Source organism: Flavobacteriales bacterium (genome assembly GCA_020635795.1).
Taxonomy (GTDB): domain Bacteria; phylum Bacteroidota; class Bacteroidia; order Flavobacteriales_E; family Vicingaceae; genus Vicingus.
In genome coordinates this window covers 266,755-284,165 of record JACJZD010000002.1, presented here as the reverse complement: position 1 = coordinate 284,165, position 17,411 = coordinate 266,755, and the positions used below count along the sequence as shown (strand labels likewise).

The following is a 17,411-nucleotide window of genomic DNA, read 5'->3' as shown; positions in this document are numbered from 1 at the left end:
CAATTATATGCTAAACTAATCTATTTGTTTGTTTTTACACCATAAACTAAACCTCATTTAATTAACGGTTGTAAATCAATCAAAATGTGTTTTTTGATTGATTTAAATTGTCATCACGAATAAAGTGTATCTATTCTTTATTCACAATGAAAACTTAAAACTACTACTGCTTCACCACTTTTTTGGTTATCACTTCTTTACCATTGGTAACCCTAACAAAATAAACACCATTAGGTTGGTTGCTTAAATTGAGTAAGGTTAAATGGTTCGTGATTTGTTGAGTTAAAACTTTACCACCAAATAAATTATAAACCTCTACTCTTGAGTTTATACTTGGTTTATAATTAACTAAAAACTGGTTAGCAAAGGGATTTGGATAAATATTCAAGTTGTTGATTTCTTTTACTTCTTCTTTTGCACTTAAAATTGCTCCACCACAAGGTGTTGTGGTAAAACCATTGGCATGATAACTACGAATAGAATCCACACGTTCTTGCATTACCACAATACCAGCTGTATTGTTTCCCGGACTATTATAGTCAATTCCAAATACAAATGCCAATTCTATTTCTGCTGATTCTCCCGCTAACAAGGTAAAAGGACCAATAGAGCCAATACCTCTTCTGTCACTTGGAGTATTTCCTGCAGATGTTTCATTCCATATTACTGGATTTGAAACTACACCAGTTGTACTCCAAAACAATGGGTCTGAATCATTAGTAAACATATAATTTGATGAAGTAACCCCTCCTGTTGATAATGAATTTCCATCTCCGCCCCATACCATAGAATTTCCATTTGTCCACTTACCTTGTAAATAATTATAATAATCAGCTGTATTAGCAGGGTCACCGTTTCCATTAATTTGCGATCCAATATTATAATACATAAAATGACTCAACCCATAATATTCATTATCAAGTATTGCATCACCAAATCCAATACCTAAACCTGCATAAGGGATTCCGTTTTGTGCTATGGCAACAGGAACATTTGTAGTTAACGGATTATCTACTCCGTCATTATTTTGATTTGCTCCTTTTAAAAAGGTTACACCTTGTGCAGGCAGATAAGACCCATAACCAGTAACACCCAAATTATCTTCATCGTTAATATCTCCATTGTATACATAAAAAGTCCCTCGAGCAACGTCACAACCAACAAAATCATCATTGGAATTACCTAAATCAAAATCTACCCATTGCCCAAAATAACAATCTGTTAAATCTGTAGTAGAGCGGTTGTAAATAGTATAATCTATAAATATGGTGTTGTTTATAGCTGAATCTTCGGGGCAATCGAAAGCATACACCATTCCATGAAATTCAAAATTAATGTTGGTAGTTTGCATTTGATTAGCTGACCTATCAGAATTACGTATAAAATAAATAGCCTGTTGCCCTTTAATTTTGGGATAATCGCCTAAAACGGGATTATAAACTCCATCAAAATCCACATCAACAAATGGTGCTAAATTAAAAGCTTGTCCTTTTGTGGTGTCTCCATGAGCTGGCCAATTGGCTATGGCTTCTGTAGTGCTTGTTCCAGCAACATGGTTTTGTATATCTGTAGTACTTACTTTCCATACCCTATCCCATTGGTAACTGTAATTTTCGAAATTAGTGGTCGCTCCTATAGGTCCGGCATTACCATTGTAGTTTTGATATGGAATTGGTGGGTATGGATTTGATGCATACGTTTCTGCATACCCTTTCAGTTGTGCGTTAGCATCTAACCCAGCAAACCAAAAATTTGCAGCGTATATAGTATTTGACCCACTACCCTTTGGGACTTCAAATCCAGTTATACTATTTGCTCTATCAGCAAATAAAGCATTGGGTTCGACTCGTGCTTTCACATTATTCAAATCAATGCTTTCATAATCTTTTCGTTTTACATAAATATAAATGGTAGCCGTATCATAACCATAATTTGTTGGATAATTTGATAGGTAATAAGTTATACTATCTACACCATAAAAACCTAATGGTGGGGTATATATAAAACTTTGAACACTAGACAAAGTTTTTACCACGTTATCAATCATACCCTGCCCATTATAAAACAATGTGTCTATCTTTAAATACCCTCCCCCTTTGGAGGTATCATTTGCAACAATGTAATTTCTAAAAAATTTATTTGTTCTTAAGGTATCAGAATAATCAACATAAAATGTATCGTTAACAGCTACTGGTGCTGTTTGTGCTTTGCTGCTATTAACTGCAAAAATGCTTGCAATTAATAAAATGATGAATAAATTTTTCATAAAAAGTGTTTTAAATTTTGTTAATTCTTACGCTAAGCTATTTATTTGGTTTTAAATTTCTGCTATATGTGTTCATTTATCTTTTGAACGGTAGTTTTTTGCCCAGTTTTGTGCATTTTTGAGAAAAAAGTGCTCCAAAAAAATTGTTTTTTTTCGCAAACTAATGAATAACTTCGTCTAAAATTTCTAACACATGTATTGCAACAGTTTAACCAATTATCAGCGTTTTAAAACCCGAGAAGTAAAAGTAGGCAACATTGGTATTGGAGGAGATAATCCCATCCGTATCCAATCCATGACTACTACCGACACCATGGACACCCAAGCTACTGTTGAGCAAAGCATACGAATGATTGATGCAGGTTGCGAAATTGTTAGAATAACCGCTCCCAGCATTAAAGAAGCTGAAAATTTAGCCAACATAAAAGCTGAATTGTTAAAAAGAGGTTATACAACACCATTGGTTGCAGATATCCATTTTACACCAAATGCTGCTGAAGTTGCTGCTAAAATTGTAGAAAAGGTTAGAGTAAATCCAGGCAATTATGCCGACAAAAAGAAATTTGAAACAATTGAATATACCGATGAAACATACAATGCTGAACTAGCAAGATTAAGAGAGCGTTTTATTCCTTTGGTGAAAATCTGTAAAGAACACGGTACTGCCATGCGAATAGGAACTAACCATGGTTCGTTATCGGATAGGATTATGAGTCGTTATGGCGATTCACCAATGGGAATGGTAGAATCCGCTATGGAGTTTTTACGTATTTGTAGAGAATTTGATTACCACGATATTGTACTTTCGATGAAAGCAAGCAACACCTTGGTTGTTGTTCAAGCGTACCGATTGTTAGTGGATAAAATGATTGCTGAAAACATGAATTATCCGTTACATTTAGGCGTAACCGAAGCTGGTGATGGAGAGGATGGAAGAATAAAGTCGGCGGTTGGAATTGGCACTTTGTTAGAAGATGGTTTAGGCGATACCATTCGTGTATCGTTAACCGAAGACCCAGAGTTTGAAATTCCTGTAGCAAAAGAATTGGTTGCTCGCTACAACAACAGAATAGGGCATGATTCAATTGAGGAAATTAAAAACTATCCCATTACTCCATTTGAATACAACAAAAGAAACACTAACGAAGTTGTAAATTTTGGAGGTTCCAACGTACCAAGAGTGGTTACCGATTTTTGTGCGAAAGAAAAAGTAACTCCAGCCTCTTTATTTGCTTTAGGCTATCAGTATTCTGTCCCTTTAGACAAATGGAATATTACAGATTCAGCATGTGATTATATATTTTTAGGTAACAAAACAATTGATTTTGAAGTACCAGGAACTTTAGGTCTCATTTACAATTATAAAACATGGTTAACCATTCGAAACAATTTTAACGCTTATCCTTTTTTAGATGCCAAACAATATTTAACTACTTCAGATATATCTGATAAATTGAATATCGTTTATGTAACATTACCCGATTTAAGTTCAGCATTGATAAGCAAACTAAAATCAGACAAAACGATTGTTTTAATGATTGATACTTACAATGCACATGGTATGGCAGAACAGCGTAAACTATTTGTTGAATTAATAAATAACAATTGTAAAACACCTGTTATTATTGGTAGAGCTTATGGTGATTTAACACCCGAACAGTTACAACTACATGCATCTACAGACATAGGAGCTCTTTTGGTGGATGGGCTTGGTGATGGCGTTTTTATTGCTGCTGAAAACTGTGGTAGTGATAAAATGGTAAATGATACGGCTTTTGGGATTTTACAAGCCACTAGAACTCGTATTTCAAAAACCGAATACATTTCTTGCCCAAGTTGTGGTAGAACGTTGTTTGATTTACAAGAAACTACAGCAAAAATACGTGCCGTAACCTCTCATTTAAAAGGAGTTAAAATTGGTATTATGGGTTGTATTGTAAATGGTCCAGGAGAAATGGCTGATGCCGACTATGGGTACGTTGGAACTGGAGTTGGAAAAATTACACTATACAAAGAAAAGAATGTGGTAAAACGTAACGTACCAGAAAAAGAGGCTGTTGAAGAATTAATCAACTTAATTAAGGAACATGGCGATTGGGTTGAAATAGAAAGCTAATGATTCAAGTGTTTGTCGACCAACTCAAGTTCGTTAAACCATTCCTCTCCAAATCTTCTAATCAAAGGTTCTTTTAAAAATTGATAGGTTTTTACTCCCAATTCTTTTCCTAAAGTACAAGCATCACTACATATTTCAATTTCCTCATAGTTTACAGCCAAAAACGACTTAAAAGATTTTATTCGTACCGGAAACAAATGGCAGCTGATTGGTTTTTTAAATGAAACCTTACCATCTAAAAAGGCTTGTTCTATGGAGCATTTGGCTACTTTTTTATCATCTAAAAAAACAAAAGCACAAGCTTTATTGTTTACCAATTGGGTAACAAAATCACCATCAGTATCTATCGTATATAAATCTTGTTCAAGTGCATTGATAGACTCTTGTGTTAAATATTCCTTTACATGAGGGAAGACATTTTCTAACTCTTCTAATTCATTCTCTTCAAGAGGCGCTCCAGCATCGCCTTCAATGCAACAAGCACCTTTACAAGCGTTCAAATTGCAAACAAACTTCTTATCCAACAACAATTCAGAAACAATGGTATCTTGTATTTGTATCATTTAAATATTTATTTTTTTTAAAATACTAATTGCATTTGTTAATGAATCATCTGTAATATCTAAATGAGTAACTATCCGTATATGGTTCGGTCCAAAAGCAGCTACCTTTATTCCATTATCATCTAAAATTTTTATGGTGTCCTGAAGGTTTAAACCTTTTCTAATTTCGAAAATAACAATATTGGTATATACTGGTAAAACATTAATAATCCAGTTTAATGAAGATAATGTTTCAGCTATTATTTTAGCTCTAACATGGTCATCTCGTAATCGTTCAATATTGTTTTGTAAGGCAAATATTCCAGCAGCAGCAAGATACCCAGCTTGTCTCATCCCTCCTCCAAAAATTTTTCTAATTCTCTTCGCCTTTTTTATATCTTCCAAACTTCCTATTAATAACGAGCCGACAGGCGCTCCTAAACCTTTTGAAAGACATACAGAAATAGTGTCAAATTGATTCCCTATATCTTGAGTAGAATAATTGGATTCAATAATGGCATTAAAAATTCTAGCACCGTCTAAATGAAGTTTTAACCCTTTTTGTTTACACAACAAGTTAATTTTTTTAATTTCTTCCAACTCATAAATACTTCCTCCCCCTTTGTTACAAGTATTTTCTAAGCTTACCAATTGAGTTGGTGAGAAATGAATGTCATCAGGGTTTATAGCTTCTTCAATTTGTTGAGCAGTTAACCTCCCCTTATCACCTTGAATAAGTTTTGTTGCCAATCCAGAATTAAAACCAATACCTCCCCCCTCATATTTATAGACATGAGATAACTCATCACAAATAACTTCTCCAGGACTATTCGTATGGATTTTTATGGCAATTTGATTGGTCATAGTACCTGAAGGACAAAACAAGGCATCTTGTTTACCAAACATTTGAGCAGCTTTATTTTGCAAAGTATTAACTGATTCATCATCTCCAAACACATCATCACCAACCTCTGCTGACATCATAAAATCAAGCATATCCTTAGAGGGACGAGTTACTGTATCACTTCTAAAATCAATAATCATCATTTAAAATTTAAACGGTAAAGTTCGTTAATAAATTAAGAAGAAAATAAAAATTATTGTTAGCTTTGCATCTCTTTAAAAGGGTCGCGTGGCCGAGTGGCTAGGCAGAGCTCTGCAAAAGCTTCTACGGCGGTTCGAATCCGTCCGCGACCTCAAAAAAAAAAGCCTTGTAGTATACAAGGCTTTTTTTATATTAAGTTATTCTTAGAAATGCCACATATCGTGTTCAAGATTAAACATATCCTCTTTAATGTTATCTGATTCCAATATTAAATCTAATCCTTTCAGATAATCTTTATTATTTCTATCATAAACATTAGAACGTTTTACTATGTAACTATTAAACATTCTTTTCCAAAAGATATCATCAAAAGTTCTATTCTCTGCATCATTCTGACGATTATACACATCATAATTAGCAAATACATATCTTGCTTCAGGGAAATAAACCCAAAACATTAATTGTTTACCTTTTGATTCACCAGTACTTTGGTCAATAATATTTAATGCAGGTGCAATTCCTATTATGCGAACATCCATAATAGAACGTTCTCTATCAAAAAACCAATCTTCCTTAATTCTATATTCAACAACATCAATAGATTCATATTCTTCATAAGTAGAATCTGCTGCTCCAAATATTTCCTCACCAAAATCATCGTATTGTTTAGTTTCTTTCCAGAATCCCATACGATTTTTTGCTTCAGCCTTAGTCAACTGAACAGTAAATTCGTCATCAGCATCGCTATAAGCTGTAATAGTTCCTTCCAAAACACCTTCTTTGAGAACATCAAATAAACTTTTTCTATCTTGTATTTTTTGAATAGGATAGTACAATGGTTGATTAATTTTTTCACGCAAATCAATAACCCTCCAAATACGTCTATGCCACATCACATCAGCTTCTCTGACGTGAGTGTATGGAACAACTCTTCTAGTTGGAGTGTTCTCTTTTATCCATGGTTTATCTAAAACTTTGTTTTGTGCAAATATTGCAGTAAAACAAAATGTACAGATAACTATTAATATTAATTTACGTGTCATAATAACCTCCTTTGTAAATTATTAAATTACTCTAATGTTAATGTTTGCAAGCTCACGTGTTGAGCCGTCTGGCATTTTAACTTTCATTTTCTCAACATAAAATCGTTGTCCACGACTAGCTTTTGAAATTAAAGCTTGAGCTGCTCCATCCATTCTACTTCCAGATACTGAAACTTCCTTATAATCACCAGAAACCGTAGTACCTAAGTTGAAAGAACTAACTTGTACTCTTAAATCAAACTCAAACCCTTCCATTTTAGCTTGGATAACACCACTTGCTAAATCACTTTTTGACATAGTACAAGAACCTGTTTTCCCAGCAATATATGGAACTGGATCAGGAATTTTCTTAACCCTAAATTCGGTAGACCCCAAGTTAACAGTTTTACCATTATCGTCTGTTCCAGTCACATTAATGTTAACTTTTCCAATTGCGGTAGGTCTCATAATATACTGACCAGCACCTCCAGATTGTCTCAATCCAGGCGCAGAAGCTTTAAAGTTTGGCATTGGAGCCGAAACAGAAACTGGATTATCGATCCCCATATAAAACACGTTCATAGCTGCTGCTGCTACAGTTGTAGAAGGCTTACCAACTTCAAAAGTATGAGAAAATGGATAAATTTTTGGACCTTTTTTAGTTTTTACCTTAATAATACCTCCCCACTCATGAATACCAACTCCTTCTTTAATTTTTAAATGTCCTTTTCCAGCTTCAACACTTTGTAATTGAAACCAACCACCATTTTTAGTTGAAGCCCAACCTTCGCCTTTAGAGCCTTTCATGATTTTATTCTCATCAGTTTCTCCATTTGCAACAGCAGAGCTATCAAATGCTCCAATAAATATATCTGGATTATCCAAATCATTATATGCAGCAGTAAATATTTGAGCAGCAAAAGAATCTCCATCCATTACATAAGCACGTTTTGCGTATGCAAAACCATCTACTTTACTAAATGAAACACCTGAAGCATCAATATTCTCATATAATTTTGCAACAGCTTCTGCTTCAGCACTTCTAACATCAGATTGTATTTTTGACAATATTGTAACTACAGCAGCTAAAGGAACATGATAAAAGTTTGCACTTTCCCAATTTTTATCATCACCAGAACCTGGTTTAGGGTCTGGTGTATCCAAAGTAGCTAAAGATTTCTTCATTAATTCTTGTGCTTCTTTATTTTCAGAAAACAATTCTAACAATCCATCTCTGTATGCATTAATTCTTTTTTTCAAATCTACTGCACTCCATTCTCCATCTTTGGGAGTTGAAGGTTCAGCTAAACCCATCACAAGTGTTGGAGTATCATAATTATCCTTACTTTGAACATTCTTTAATTTGTACAAAGAATCTACTGATCCTTCAGGCAATTTATCCGTTGTTCCAACTATTTGTTTTTTTAAATTTGAAATATGATCATAAAGTTCGTCTGACATTTTTTTAACTTTGTCAGCTTTTACTTTATAAGGTTTTGCAGTTTCACTATCTAAAGCAGCCGCAGCAAATTTAGAATAGTACATACTCGTTTTATCTCCAAAAGTTGAAGTCGAATTCTCAATACCATCGTTCACTACGATAAATGCATCAAGAATATCTTTAGAAACGTTCATTGCTAACAGGGCAGTTAATACAAGGTACATCATACCAATCATCTTCTGCCGCGGTGGTAGTTTACCTCCAGCCATAGTTTTTTAAATTTTAAGGTTAAACAAAAGATTAGTATTAAGATCTAACTGTCATAGCAGTTAACATATTTCCATAAACAGTATTCAACTTAGCTAAGTTTACAGATAATTCAGAAATATTTTCTTTATATCGTTTAGTATCTTCAACAGAATCAGTCAAATTAGTCATCAATGCATTTATACCTTCATACATTGTAGTCATTGTTTGAGCTTGTTGTTGAGAGCCTGACAATTGTACTTCATAAGATCTGTTAAGTGCTTCTAAAGTAGATGCCATTTTTTGTAACTCTTCACCAGTTGAAGTTCCTGACTGTGCAGCATCTGACAATCCTGTTAAAGCTTGTGATGCCTGAGCATAAGTATCAGCTAATTCGCTTACTTTATTAGATGCAGATTTTAAACTATTCGTATAATCATTAGTCGCAACAGAAGCATCCGATATCTCAGATAATTTACTAGCGTTATCACCTAATTTTCTTAATCCAACACCTAAACTTTCAATTAATTCAGGTCCAATCTTAGCTTCAGTTAACATATCATCTAATTGCTCTGTTACTGGTTTGTTAGAAATCGATGCACCATGACCATGACCTTCATCCATACCAGCTAATTCTGGATATACTAATGTCCAATCTAGATCCATGTGAGCAGGTTCGAATGCTGACACAGCAAAAATAATAGCTTCAGTACTCAGTCCAATTACAAGCATTGGTCCAGCACCAGGCCAGTGCATAATTTTAAACATTGCACCAACAATTACTACTGCGGCTCCCATACCATAAAGGAGACCCATAATTGTTTTCCCCTTTTTTGTTTCAAATAAAAATTCTACAAATCCCATAAGTTTTAGTTTTAAAAGTTAATTATATAGATAGGTTTTAATTAATTACTGTTTATAAATTATCGTCTTTCGCTCTTCCCAAATAAGTCATCACACATCTAAATCCGATATAACATTTCGCTGTATCTTGATACTCGTAAGTACGTGTTCCAGTTTGAAGATAGTACCCAACATCTTTCCATGAGCCACCTCTTATTACCTTTCTTTTTAAAGAAGGAGGATCATTTTCATTTGCATCATAAGTATAGTCAGGGTTCAAATCATGAGCAAAATTATATGCAGACTCATCAAAAGCATTACTTGTCCATTCTGCTACATTACCAGCCATACAATATAAACCATAATCATTTGGGTTATATGAATTTATTTTAACTGTATGAAAACCACCATCATCAATATAGTTACCTCTCATTGGTTTAAAGTTTCCTAAGAAACAACCTCTACTATTTCTAATATAAGGCCCACCCCAAGGATAAGGACTCAAATCTAAGCCACCTCTTGCAGCCCACTCCCACTCTGATTCTGTAGGCAACCTGAAATCGTTAACAATAATCCCTCCATTTTCAATCAAGAAACTTTCTAATAACTGAGTTCTCCAAATACAGAACGCAGTAGCTTGTTTCCAAGAAACACCAACTACTGGATAATCATCATAAGCTGGATGCCAAAAATAGTTTTTGGTCATTGGTTCGTTAAATGAATATGTAAAATCATGAATCCAAGCTAATGTATCTGGATACACATTAATTACATCTCTCATAATAAACTTAGAGCGATCCATACTAAACGGATGATCTTCTGAATCTCTACTTTCTCTTAAAGCAGCTCTCTTATAATCAATCCAGTAATATTCATACATCAGTTTTCTTGCATCAAGTTCTCTTCTATTATAAAACCTTTCAGAAGGAATATAGAACATTGGCTCTAAAGCTTCTCTTGCTTCAGGAGAATCCCATTTTAACTTCTCATACCAATTTAATACTGGAGGGTCAATCTCTTCACCATATCCATTTTCAGAAATTGAAAACGCCTCTTCATCTACTTCTTCAGCCATAATTCTTCGAGCTAAGGAATCCCTAACCCAAAAAACAAACTGACGATACTCGTTGTTAGAAATTTCTGTCTGATCCATATAGAATGCTTGAACAGAAACCGTTCTTGATTGAGCTGTAAGCGCATAAGGAACATCTTGATCTGATGGACCCATATTGTAACTACCCATAGGAATAAAAAGCATTCCAAAAGGATCTGGTTGATACCATTCCTCTCTACCTTGAACTCCAATCAACTCACCATTTCCTTTACTACATGAGTAAAGTATAGTAATTGTTATTAAAATTAATATTCGTTTCATTTTACCTCCTAGTTTTTACTATTCGAATTTATGTTTTAGAATAGTGCCGCTTTATAAGTTAACGGCGAACTGCACTTTAACGTAATTAAATTTATTAGGTTACAATTATTATAAAAATCTTACTGAATGATAAACTTCTCTTTTTGCAGGCTTAGATATATTTGTACAATATTTAATCATAAACTCTAAACTACCATTACTATAATCTCCCAAAGTAGACGTCGTAATATCATAAGAAGCTCCTATTTTTAATCCTGGCAGTTGAGGAATGTTTACTCCAGCCAATACAGCAATAGCATCTTCTATTCTATAAGAAACGCCTCCCCACAATAAATTATTGTACATCATCAAAGCATTTACATCCAACTGCGTTGATGCAGCATCAGTTTTAGCTAAGATAGATGGTTTAAGAACCCATTTTCCACTACCATTAATATCCCAGTCATAACCCGCCATAATATAGTAGTGACGAGACTGTGCATAATTTAAAGCACCAGCACCACCAGCATCAGCTACATCTTTTAGCTCTGAAGCCGTTAAATGCAAAGTAGAAATACCCACATACATTTTATTTGGAATGTTATAGTACAAACCTACACCCAAATCAAAGGTACTCGCTGAAGTACCACTATTAGGTATTGAGGGATCTAATGTTGGATCGTCTACAGCTATAAAACCAGTACCAAAAGACTTATTTAACATCCCTGCATCAAGACCTATACCTAAAGAACCAGGTCCTAAAGTTAAATGATAAGAATATGCCAATTTAGCAACTAATGAACTTTCAATACCTAATTTATCTTGAAAAACAGTTAATCCTACACCATGCTTATTAAAAATTAATGCATCAGTACTAAATAAATGTGTTTGTGGATGCCCATCAAAGCCAGTCCACTGTGTTCTACTTAACAATGTAAAACAAATACCTCCATTAGCTCCGGCATAACCAGGGTTAATGGCTAATTTATTAAACATGTTTTGAGTGAATTGTGCATCTTGTTGTGCATAGACGCTAGCACCAACAACAAATAAAGTAATAGAAAGAATAAGTTTCTTCATATAAATAGGGGTTTTTCTTGTTTAATTATAATACACTATTATACACATTAGTCGGCTAAGATAAATAAAAATTATTTTTTTCCAAAAACTTTTTCAACTTTTAATTGTTAATTTCTTGTTCATAACTGAAAATCAGGCTAGTTTTTGAAATGTCTGCCACCATCTATCGGGCATTTCATCTTCACAGGCCGTTTGATAATCTTTATAAGAACATGGAACCAATAAATGTCTTTCGTATTTTATTTTCTGATGAGAAGGATATGGAACATCCATCCACCAACGCTCGCTCTTATCACTTTTATAGAAAATCAACTCATTTTCACCATTTTGAATGTTAACCCTATATTTTGTATAAGGTTTTCTGGAACCGACTGGAAAATCTTTTTTTCTATTATTTACTCCATCTATAAAGTACCATATCATTTGGGCTACCAAGTGAGATGTTTGTCCATTGTTATCAAATTCAGGGTTAATTTCATAAAACCCAATTGAAGTTAGTTTATCACTTAATCCTGCATACCTAGTAATTTGACAAGCTTGTTCGCCATAAAAACCATTAGGTGATGCATTTGAATTACCAGGTGATTCAGCTTGTCGAATACATGACACATCAAAGGAGATGATGTCAGCATTTCTAACTATTGGTTCAACATCTTCAATATTTTTTTGAACCTGACCTAATCGATACACATCAAAAAACAGCTTGTTCATTAAATCTATTTCTGATTTATCTACAAAATAAGATTGATAACCTATATTACTATAGTTGAATAAAAAATTTGGTTGATGTAAAATTATTTTTGTTAAAAAGTTATTTGAACTAATATCTGCATCAGGCTCTCCCAAATCAAAATGAGAATCGACAGAAACTAAATTAACGGTTTGTTCTAGGTTTTTATACGCTAAAAAATTTGCATAGGTTAAATCTTGTCCGCCGCCAATTATTACAGGTATAACATTGTACTTAATCAACTCTTCTAAAATAGAGCTTAATGCAAAGTAGGTATCATTTAATGATGCACCTATTTTTAAATTACCTAAATCAATAATTTTTGCGCTACCCGATATCTTATTTAACTTATATAAATACTTTCTTACATGATTAGGTGCTTGTGACACTCCCGAATTTGAAACACTACCCCTCTCTTCTCCTACCCCTATTAAAGCAATGGAAAAATCCTTTAATTCTTGACCATTATAAAATGTAATATCGTTTACAAAGCTATTGCTAGAATAATTAATGTTTAAATCGCCTTGATTAAGATTTATGGGTTCGAAAAAATCTGAAAAATCCATTTTGATTTATTTAGTGTATAACAATAGTTGTTCTATTTTTTCTTTGTTTTGGTCTTTTTTGCAGGCTTTTTATCTTCAATCATTTTTTTTGCAGCTTCCAAAGTAAACGACTCAACATCTGTATCTTTCGGAAGTTCTATCTTTGTTTTTCCTTTGACTAAGTTATATCTTCCCCAACGAGCTTTTTGAACAGAAATACCTTCACTTTCCCAATTATGTACAAATTTCTCTATTTCCTTTTTCTTTTTGTCTTCAATCAATTCAGCAATATCAGCAGAGCTCAATTTATCAAAATTATATTTTCGACTTACGTTAATAAACATGTTATTCCATTTTATAAATGGACCAAACCTTCCTTTACCTTTTTGTACTGGTAAATTTTCGTAAGTATCTATTGGAGCATCAGCTTGTTCTTTTAATGCGATTAACTCTAGTGCTCTTTTTAAATCGATCGAATTGATGTCTTCATCATTAGGTATTGACACAAAAAGATTACCCAACTTAACATAAGGTCCAAATCTTCCAAAAGCTACCACAACCTCTTCCCCTTTACTAGTACCTAATGTTTTTGGAAACTTAAACAACTCTAATGCCTCCTTAAGCTCAATATTATCTAATGACTGACCTGGCTGTAAACTTGCAAATTTTGGTTTTTCTTCATCATCAGTTTTACCAATCTGTATCATTGCACCAAACTTTCCTATTCGAGCAATAACTTCTTTTTTAGATTCTGGATCAATACCAAGAACTCTTTCTCCAGAGGCCCTATCAGCATTTTCCATTGTATCTTCAATACGCTTATGAAAAGGATTGTAAAATTCCTCTATCATTTTGTTCCACTTCTTTTGTCCTTCGGCAATTTCATCAAATTGCTCTTCAACTTTAGCTGTAAAACCGTAATCCATTACCTTATTAAAATGTTCAACAAGAAAATCAGTTACAATCATTCCAATATCTGAAGGAAACATTTTCTTTTTTTCTGCACCATAAATTTCTTTGAGCGTTTTATCAGAGACTTGATTGTTTTTTAATGTTAAAACAGTATAATTTCTTTCTTTACCTTCTCTATCTTCTTTTACAATGTACCCTCTTTTAACAATAGTTGTTATCGTAGGAGCGTATGTAGATGGTCTACCTATACCTAATTCTTCTAGTTTTCTTACCAAACTCGCCTCGGTATATCTTGGTGGGTTTAACGAAAATCGTTCTGAAGCAACAATATCATTCAATTGTAGCTTTTCTCCTTGTTTTAATGGAGGCAAAATTGACTCGTCATCTTCTTGATTTTCATCATCAGTAGATTCCATGTACAATTTTAAAAATCCATCAAAAATTAACACTTCTCCTTTAGCAACAAATTTTTCTTTATTTGTAGTAATATTAATGTTAACTGTGGTTTTTTCCAATTTCGCATCACTCATCTGAGAAGCAACTGCTCTTTTCCAAATCAGTTCGTACAATCGTACCTGTTGTGGTTCTCCAGAAATTGAATGAGCATTCATATATGTTGGACGAATAGCCTCATGAGCTTCTTGAGCTCCTTTTGATTTGGTTGTAAATTTTCTTACTTGAGAATACTCCTCACCAAAAGCACTAACAATTTCTTTTTTAGCAGCCCCTATCGCTTCATTCGATAAATTAACAGAATCGGTTCTCATATAAGTAATCTTCCCTGATTCGTATAACTTTTGAGCAACCGTCATGGTTTGTAATACTGAAAACCCAAGTTTTCTACTGGCTTCTTGCTGTAAAGTAGATGTTGTAAATGGTGCAGCAGGCGATTTTTTTGAAGGTTTAGTTTCCAGTCCTTCAATTACATACTCGGCATTTTTACAAGAGTTTAAAAAATCTTCTGCTTCTTTTTTTGTTGAAAATCGTTTTGGCAACTCGGCTTTTAAATTTACGTTACCACCTACAATAAAGTTTGCCACTACCTTAAAAGCAGATTGACTAACAAAATTTTGTATTTCTCTCTCCCTCTCAACAATTAATCGAACTGAAACCGACTGAACCCTTCCTGCAGATAACGATGGTTTTACTTTTTTCCATAAAACAGGAGAAAGTTCATAACCAACCAATCTATCTAAAATACGACGAGCTTGTTGAGCATCAACTAAATTTTGATCAATTTTTCGAGGATTTTCAACAGCTTTAGTGATAGCATTCTTTGTAATCTCATGAAAAACAATACGTTTTGTTTTATCCTCTTTTAAATCTAACGCTTCTAACAAATGCCAAGAAATAGCCTCTCCTTCACGGTCCTCATCGGAAGCCAACCAAACCGTTTCGGCTTCTTTTGCTAATTTTTTAAGTTCTGTAACCAATTTTTTCTTGTCGGCAGGTATCACATACTCCGGTTCAAATCCATTTTCAATATCAACAGATAAGTTTTTTCCGTGTAAGTCCCTAATATGACCAAAGCTTGATTTAACCAAAAAGTCTTTACCTAAAAACTTTTCGATTGTTTTTGCTTTAGCTGGAGACTCAACGATTACTAGATTTTTTATCATATTAATATGTTAAGTATTATGGATATTTCAAAAAAATTATTCTGCAAAGAAATAAAATAATATTCTTGATTTGCAAATTATTGGAATTACTTTAATGAAATAACTTTTTTATTGGCAAAAAATAACAAGCAATTTTAGTTTGTTTTAAAGTGTGTCATTTTGTCATTAAACTGTATTTTTAATTAACTTTGCACCCAATTAGATTGAAAAATGAAAGAGTTAGAAAAGACAATTGACGAGTCGATACAAGGTAGTGCAACACTTATAGAGCCGAAATCAAACGATGGAAAAAAGCTTTATATTGAAAGCTATGGTTGCCAGATGAATTTTTCTGACAGCGAGATTGTTGCATCTATACTTTCGGATAATGGTTTTAACACCACAAAAAATATTGAAGAAGCTGATGTTGTTTTTGTAAATACTTGCTCCATTCGTGAAAAAGCTGAATTAACGGTAAGAAACAGATTAAAATCGTTTACCAAATACAAAAAACAAAAGCCTGAATTAATTATTGGTGTTTTAGGTTGTATGGCTGAACGAGTTAAATCTAAATTTTTAGATGAAGAAAAACTGGTTGATATTGTTGTTGGACCTGATGCATACAGAGATTTACCAAATCTCGTAAATCAAGCAGAAGATGGCAGAAAGGCTGTAAATGTACTTCTATCTAAAGAAGAAACTTATGCTGATATTAGTCCTGTTAGATTGTTGAGTAACGGTGTTACTGCTTTTATTTCTATTACTAGAGGCTGCGATAACATGTGTACTTTTTGTGTTGTACCTTTTACCAGAGGTAGAGAACGAAGCAGAAACCCTGAAAGCATTTTAAAAGAAGCTCAGGATTTATTTGACAGAGGATTTAGAGAAGTAACCTTGCTTGGTCAAAACGTAGATTCGTATTTGTGGTATGGGCAAGATGGTTTGAAAAAAGAATTTGAAAACTTGAGTGTTGAGGAAAAAGCACAGTCAGTTAGTTTTGCTCAATTAATGGAAAAAGTTGCCTTAATAAATCCTTTATTACGCGTAAGATTTTCTACTTCTCACCCTAAAGACATTAGTGATGATGTTTTACATATCATAAATAGGTATGAAAACATTTGTAAACATATTCATTTACCAGTTCAAAGTGGTAGCTCTCGTATTTTGGAGTTGATGAATAGAGGTTATTCTCGCGAATGGTACTTAGAACGTATAAAAGCGATTAAAACAATTATTCCTAGCTGTACCGTTTCTTCCGATATTATTTCTGGATTTTGTTCCGAAACAGAAGAAGAACACCAAGAAACTTTATCATTAATGGAGGCCGTTAAATACGACTTTGCATTTATGTTTTCGTATTCGGAACGACCAAACACCCAAGCTGAACGTAAGTTTGATGATGACATTGATGAAGAAACAAAGAAAAGAAGGTTACAAGAGATTATTGATTTACAAAAAGTTCATTCGTTAGAACGAAATAGAGCTTTTATTGGAAAAGAATATAAGATTTTGATTGAAGGATTATCTAAAAAATCTGACCAAGAATTTTATGGTAGAACATCGCAGAATACCGTGGTGGTTTTTCCAAAAGGCAATCATAAAATTGGCGACTATATAAATGTACATGTTAATGATTGTACAAGAGGAACATTATTGGGTTCGGTGATTTAA

12 protein-coding genes and 1 tRNA gene are annotated in these 17,411 nt (G+C 33.5%); 3 read left to right on the top strand and 10 right to left on the bottom strand.

Features of this window, described 5'->3' with window-relative positions:
• Positions 1–163: 163 nt before the first annotated feature.
• On the bottom strand, positions 164–2,266 hold the full coding sequence (locus H6589_08905; protein ID MCB9174712.1) for a T9SS type A sorting domain-containing protein: 2,103 nt from the start codon (positions 2,264–2,266) through the stop codon (positions 164–166).
• 193 nt (positions 2,267–2,459) lie between these two features.
• Between H6589_08905 and ispG the strand changes: the two genes are divergently transcribed.
• Positions 2,460–4,382 carry a (E)-4-hydroxy-3-methylbut-2-enyl-diphosphate synthase gene (ispG, locus tag H6589_08900; protein ID MCB9174711.1) on the top strand — a complete coding sequence of 641 codons (1,923 nt, stop codon included), beginning with the start codon at positions 2,460–2,462 and terminating at the stop codon, positions 4,380–4,382.
• Here the strand turns inward: ispG and H6589_08895 are convergent.
• Positions 4,379–4,945 carry a DUF3109 family protein gene (locus H6589_08895; protein ID MCB9174710.1) on the bottom strand — a complete coding sequence of 189 codons (567 nt, stop codon included), beginning with the start codon at positions 4,943–4,945 and terminating at the stop codon, positions 4,379–4,381. The two genes, ispG and H6589_08895, sit on opposite strands and share 4 nt — an antisense overlap.
• On the bottom strand, positions 4,946–5,968 hold the full coding sequence (locus tag H6589_08890; GenBank protein MCB9174709.1) for an aminotransferase class I/II-fold pyridoxal phosphate-dependent enzyme: 1,023 nt from the start codon (positions 5,966–5,968) through the stop codon (positions 4,946–4,948).
• An 82-nt stretch (positions 5,969–6,050) separates the two neighbouring features.
• On the opposite strand from H6589_08890, the gene H6589_08885 reads away from it, so the two are divergent.
• Positions 6,051–6,121, top strand: a tRNA-Cys gene (locus H6589_08885).
• A gap of 51 nt (positions 6,122–6,172) precedes the next feature.
• Here H6589_08885 and gldN read toward each other — a convergent pair.
• From gldN to topA, 7 genes are all read right to left on the bottom strand, one after another.
• Positions 6,173–7,012: a gliding motility protein GldN gene (gene gldN, locus H6589_08880; GenBank protein MCB9174708.1), complete on the bottom strand. Its 840-nt coding sequence runs from the start codon at positions 7,010–7,012 to the stop codon at positions 6,173–6,175.
• A gap of 21 nt (positions 7,013–7,033) precedes the next feature.
• Positions 7,034–8,701, bottom strand: coding sequence for a gliding motility protein GldM (gldM, locus tag H6589_08875; GenBank protein MCB9174707.1), 1,668 nt, complete (start codon positions 8,699–8,701; stop codon positions 7,034–7,036).
• A 37-nt stretch (positions 8,702–8,738) separates the two neighbouring features.
• Positions 8,739–9,494, bottom strand: a complete 756-nt coding sequence (gene gldL, locus H6589_08870) for a gliding motility protein GldL (protein MCB9174706.1) — start codon at positions 9,492–9,494, stop codon at positions 8,739–8,741.
• A gap of 100 nt (positions 9,495–9,594) precedes the next feature.
• Complete coding sequence (locus H6589_08865) at positions 9,595–10,896, bottom strand: SUMF1/EgtB/PvdO family nonheme iron enzyme (GenBank protein ID MCB9174705.1); 1,302 nt, start codon at positions 10,894–10,896, stop codon at positions 9,595–9,597.
• Positions 10,897–11,004: 108 nt separating this feature from the next.
• Complete coding sequence (locus H6589_08860) at positions 11,005–11,955, bottom strand: type IX secretion system membrane protein PorP/SprF (protein ID MCB9174704.1); 951 nt, start codon at positions 11,953–11,955, stop codon at positions 11,005–11,007.
• 132 nt (positions 11,956–12,087) lie between these two features.
• Entirely contained in the window at positions 12,088–13,251 is a 1,164-nt protein-coding gene (locus H6589_08855; protein ID MCB9174703.1) for a formimidoylglutamase, read from the bottom strand.
• 32 nt (positions 13,252–13,283) lie between these two features.
• On the bottom strand, positions 13,284–15,761 hold the full coding sequence (topA, locus tag H6589_08850; protein ID MCB9174702.1) for a type I DNA topoisomerase: 2,478 nt from the start codon (positions 15,759–15,761) through the stop codon (positions 13,284–13,286).
• Between the two features lie 210 nt (positions 15,762–15,971).
• On the opposite strand from topA, the gene miaB reads away from it, so the two are divergent.
• Positions 15,972–17,411, top strand: a complete 1,440-nt coding sequence (gene miaB, locus H6589_08845) for a tRNA (N6-isopentenyl adenosine(37)-C2)-methylthiotransferase MiaB (GenBank protein MCB9174701.1) — start codon at positions 15,972–15,974, stop codon at positions 17,409–17,411.